Below are 4,052 nucleotides of genomic sequence, written 5' to 3'. Positions count from 1 at the left end.
GTCCGACAGGCTCCTAGTGATTCTCGGAAACCTGGTTGATGGTGTACTTGGGAAGCTCCACCACCAGGTCGGTGCCACCGACACGCGCCTGACAGGACAGCCGCGAGTCGGGCTCCAGGCCCCAGGCCTTGTCCAGCAGGTCCTCTTCGTCCTCGGTGGGTTCCTCGAGGCTCTCACCGCCTTCGCGCACGTAGACGTGGCACGTGGTGCAGGCGCAGGCCTTCTCGCAGGCATGCTCGATCTCGATGCCGTTGGCCAGGGCGGCATCGCAGATGCTGGTACCGGCGGCCGCCTCGACGACGGCCCCCTCGGGACAGATTTCCGCGTGGGGGAGAAAAATGATGCGGGGCATGGGGTTGTAATGTCCTTAGAATTTGCGTTGAACCGGGTTTACTGGAATTCCTCGACCTTGTGTCCCGCCATGGCCTTGCGGATGCTGGCATCCATGCGCCGCGCCACGAAGCCCTCGCTGGCCTTTTCCACTGCGCGGATGGCCTTTCTGATCGCCTCGGGATCAGGATCACCGCGCACTGCCACCAGGTCGTCGCGCGCACGCCCGATGGCCTCGCGCTCGTCGGCCGCCAGCAGGGCATCGCCGTCCGCGGCCAGCGCGGCGTCCAGGGCCTCGATGACCCGATCGGCCTCCACCTGCTGTTCGCGCAGGCGGCGGGCCTCCATGTCCTCGTGGGCATGGCTCATGGAGTCGCGCAGCATGTGCTCGATCTCGGAATCGCTCAGGCCGTAGGACGGCTTCACCTCGACACCCGCCTGCGCGCCGCTGGTCTGTTCCACCGCGGTCACGTTGAGCAGGCCGTCCGCGTCGACCTGGAAGGTGACACGAATGCGCGCGGCACCGGCCACCATGGGCGGAATGTCGCGCAGCGTGAAGCGGGCCAGGGAACGGTTGTGATCCACCAGATCACGCTCGCCCTGTACCACGTGCAACGCCATGGCGGTCTGGCCGTCCTTGAACGTGGTGAACTCCTGCGCCCGGGATACGGGGATGGTCGTGTTGCGCGGGATGATGTGCTCCACCAGCCCGCCCATGGTCTCGATGCCCAGCGACAGCGGGATCACGTCCAGCAGCAGCATCTCCTCGTCCGGCTTGTTGCCGGCCAGCACGTCCGCCTGCAGCGCGGCGCCGATGGCGACCACCCGGTCCGGATCGATATCCACGTGCGGCTCGCGACCGAAGAACGCCCCCACCCGCTCGCGCACGCGCGGCACACGGGTGGAACCGCCCACCATGATCACCTCCAGCACCTCGTCGGCAGTGACGCCGGCATCACGCAGCGCGCGGCGGCAGGATGCCAGCGTCTTGTTGATCAGGGGATCGATCAGGCAGTTCATCTGCTCGCAGGTCATGCAGCCGTTCCAGACCTGGTCGCCGGCCATGCGAATGCGCAGTTCCGTCTCGTCGCTGTCGGTGAGCGCCTCCTTGGCGGCGCATGCGTCCATCATCAACTGGCGCATGCGTCCGTGATCCGTGTCGCCGGCGATCCCCGCTTCCTGCATGATCCATTCGGCGATGGCCCGGTCGAAGTCGTCGCCGCCCAGGGCGCTGTCGCCGCCGGTGGCGAGCACCTGAAAGACGCCCTTGGACAGGCGCAGGATGGAGATGTCGAACGTGCCGCCGCCCAGATCGTACACCGCGATCACGCCCTCCTGTCCCTTGTCCAGCCCGTAGGCGATGGCCGCTGCCGTGGGCTCGTTCAGGAGGCGGAACACGTTGATCCCGGCCAGCGCCGCCGCGTCCTTGGTGGCCTGCCTCTGGGCATCATCGAAATAGGCCGGCACGGTGATCACTGCACCGGACAATTCGCCCCCCAGACTTTCTTCCGCGCGGGCACGCAGGGCACGCAGAATCTCGGCGGAAACCTCCATCGGAGTGACCTCGCCCCTTGCGGTGCGGATGCGGGGCACGCCGCCTTCGCCGGGCACGAAGTCGTACGGCACGTGTCCGTCGAGCGTCTTGAGATCGTCAATGCCGCGACCCATCAGCCGCTTGACCGAGGCGATGGTATTGAGCGGATCCAGCGCCGCCCTGCGCTTCGCGTCGTGCCCGACCAGTACGCCGTCGGGACCGTAATGCACCACCGACGGCAGGATATGACGCCCTTTACCGTCCGGCAGCGTCTCGGCCACGCCGCTGCGCACCGTGGCGACGAGGGAATTGGTCGTGCCCAGATCTATCCCCGCCGCAAGCCGGTGCTCGTGCGGATCGGTGGACATGCCGGGTTCGGATATCTGCAGAAGGGCCATGAGTCTGAAATCTCGGTTACGGCGTCTCGCGGGGCACGCGCTCGATCGTGCCCCGATGCCGCACCAGTACGGGTGTCAGGGCAATTCGTCTTCCAGGCGCTCGGCGGTACGCCGGGCCTCGTCGCGGAGTTTGTCGTAGAAACGCATCTTCAGGACCAGCGCCTTGGCCTCGTCCAGGCGCCCGGCATCCAGGGACTCGGACAACTGATCCGAGAGCCCCTGGCGGCGCGCATTGATGTCCGCGCTCAGGCTGTCCAGCCGTCCCAGCGGATCGGCCTCTGCGGGCGCCTCCTCCAGGGCCTCGCGCAACTCCATCTGCTCCATGAGAAACGCCGGGTCGTCCGCCGTGTCACGCTCCTCGTCAAACGCCACCCCGTGCAGGGTCAGGAGATAGCGTGCCCTGCGCGTGTCGTCCTTGAGCGTTGCGTAGGCCTCGTTCACCCATGCGGATCCCTGCATGGCCAGGCGCCGTTCCTGGTCTCCGGCCTGCGCGTAACGGTCAGGGTGAAGCTTTCCCTGCAACTGTCGGTATGCCTCGTCCAGCGCGGCCCGATCGATGTCGAAGGCCACGGGCAGGCCCATCAACTCGAAATGGTTCCGACTGAAATCCAGGTCCACGGGAGTTGACGCCGGCGCGACGTCAGACGCTGAAGCTTTCGCCGCAACCACAACGGTCCTTCTCGTTGGGATTGTTGAACCTGAAGCCCTCGTTGAGGCCCTCGCGGGCGAAGTCCAGCTCGGTGCCGTCCAGGTAGACCAGGCTCTTGGGATTGACGATCACCTTGACGCCCTTGTCCTCGAAGACGGTGTCGCCTTCCTCCAGTTCGTCCGCGAACTCGATGACGTAGGCCATGCCGGAACAGCCCGTGGTGCGCACGCCCAGCCGCACGCCCACACCCTTGCCGCGCTTGGCAAGAAAGGACTTGACGCGGTCAGCAGCGTTGTCGGTCAGTGTGATGGACATGGCAACTCCTTAAAACAATGCAACTTACGTCTGTTCAGTTGGCCTGAAGGATCCGGGTCAGGCGGTCTTCTTGACCGGTGCCTCGTCGCCCGACTTCTTCCTGAAGTCCGAGATGGCCGCCTTGATGGCGTCCTCGGCAAGCACCGAACAGTGTATCTTCACCGGCGGCAGCGCCAGCTCCTCGGCAATCTGCGTGTTCTTGATCTCCGAGGCCTCATCCAGCGTCTTGCCCTTCACCCACTCCGTGAGCAGGCTCGAACTGGCAATCGCCGAGCCGCACCCGTAGGTCTTGAACTTGGCATCCTCGATCACGCCCTGCTCATTGACCTTGATCTGCAGCTTCATCACGTCTCCACAGGCCGGCGCTCCCACCATGCCCGTGCCCACACTCGGGTCCGCCTTGTCCAGCGCACCCACATTGCGCGGGTTCTCGTAATGGTCCAGTACCTTGTCGCTGTATGCCATACCGTTACCTCCTTGAATTCAGGGAAAAGGTACAAGGGCAAAGGGAAAAGGGTTTAAACCCCTTGTACCTTGTACCTTGTATCTTGTATCTGCCGTATCAATGCGCCACCCACTCCACACTCTTGAGATCCACCCCTTCCTGGTACATCTCCCACAGCGGCGAGAGCTCGCGAAGCTTGGCCACCGCGCCCTTGACCAGTTCCACCGTGTAGTCCACTTCCTCCACCGTGGTGTAGCGACCCAGCGTGAAGCGGATCGAGCTGTGCGCCAATTCGTCATCGCGGCCCAGTGCCCGCAGGACGTAGCTCGGCTCAAGGCTTGCGCTGGTGCACGCCGAGCCCGAGCTCACCGCAATGCCCTT

Annotated in this window: 5 protein-coding genes and 1 pseudogene; all 6 read right to left on the bottom strand. The window is 64.9% G+C overall.

Annotation, left to right across the window (positions count from 1 at the left end; all coding sequences use genetic code 11):
• Positions 1-13: 13 nt before the first annotated feature.
• Positions 14-352, bottom strand: coding sequence for an ISC system 2Fe-2S type ferredoxin (gene fdx / locus B1C78_RS16285; protein ID WP_077280219.1), 339 nt, complete (start codon positions 350-352; stop codon positions 14-16).
• 38 nt (positions 353-390) lie between these two features.
• The gene (gene hscA / locus B1C78_RS16280; protein WP_077280218.1) at positions 391-2,262 is read right to left on the bottom strand and encodes a Fe-S protein assembly chaperone HscA; all 1,872 of its coding nucleotides are present in this window, start codon (positions 2,260-2,262) and stop codon (positions 391-393) included.
• 75 nt (positions 2,263-2,337) lie between these two features.
• On the bottom strand, positions 2,338-2,880 hold the full coding sequence (gene hscB, locus B1C78_RS16275) for a Fe-S protein assembly co-chaperone HscB (protein ID WP_245795472.1): 543 nt from the start codon (positions 2,878-2,880) through the stop codon (positions 2,338-2,340).
• Between the two features lie 22 nt (positions 2,881-2,902).
• Positions 2,903-3,226 carry an iron-sulfur cluster assembly protein IscA gene (gene iscA / locus B1C78_RS16270; RefSeq protein ID WP_077280217.1) on the bottom strand — a complete coding sequence of 108 codons (324 nt, stop codon included), beginning with the start codon at positions 3,224-3,226 and terminating at the stop codon, positions 2,903-2,905.
• Between the two features lie 57 nt (positions 3,227-3,283).
• Positions 3,284-3,691, bottom strand: a complete 408-nt coding sequence (iscU, locus tag B1C78_RS16265) for a Fe-S cluster assembly scaffold IscU (protein WP_077280216.1) — start codon at positions 3,689-3,691, stop codon at positions 3,284-3,286.
• A 97-nt stretch (positions 3,692-3,788) separates the two neighbouring features.
• Positions 3,789-4,052: pseudogene (locus tag B1C78_RS16260) on the bottom strand (IscS subfamily cysteine desulfurase); the annotation flags it as partial.

Origin of the sequence: Thioalkalivibrio denitrificans (genome assembly GCF_002000365.1) — a bacterium.
GTDB classification, from domain to species: domain Bacteria; phylum Pseudomonadota; class Gammaproteobacteria; order Ectothiorhodospirales; family Ectothiorhodospiraceae; genus Thioalkalivibrio_A; species Thioalkalivibrio_A denitrificans.
Note: the sequence above shows the minus strand (reverse complement) of the source record. Positions and strands in the feature narration are given on the sequence as shown.

What these genes read in the sequence shown, in the direction of transcription:
- fdx (WP_077280219.1), bottom strand. Translation starts at nt 352, where the DNA reads ATGCCCCGCATCATTTTTCTCCCCCACGCGGAAATCTGTCCCGAGGGG.
- hscA (WP_077280218.1), bottom strand. Translation starts at nt 2,262, where the DNA reads ATGGCCCTTCTGCAGATATCCGAACCCGGCATGTCCACCGATCCGCAC.
- iscA (WP_077280217.1), bottom strand. Translation starts at nt 3,226, where the DNA reads ATGTCCATCACACTGACCGACAACGCTGCTGACCGCGTCAAGTCCTTT.
- iscU (WP_077280216.1), bottom strand. Translation starts at nt 3,691, where the DNA reads ATGGCATACAGCGACAAGGTACTGGACCATTACGAGAACCCGCGCAAT.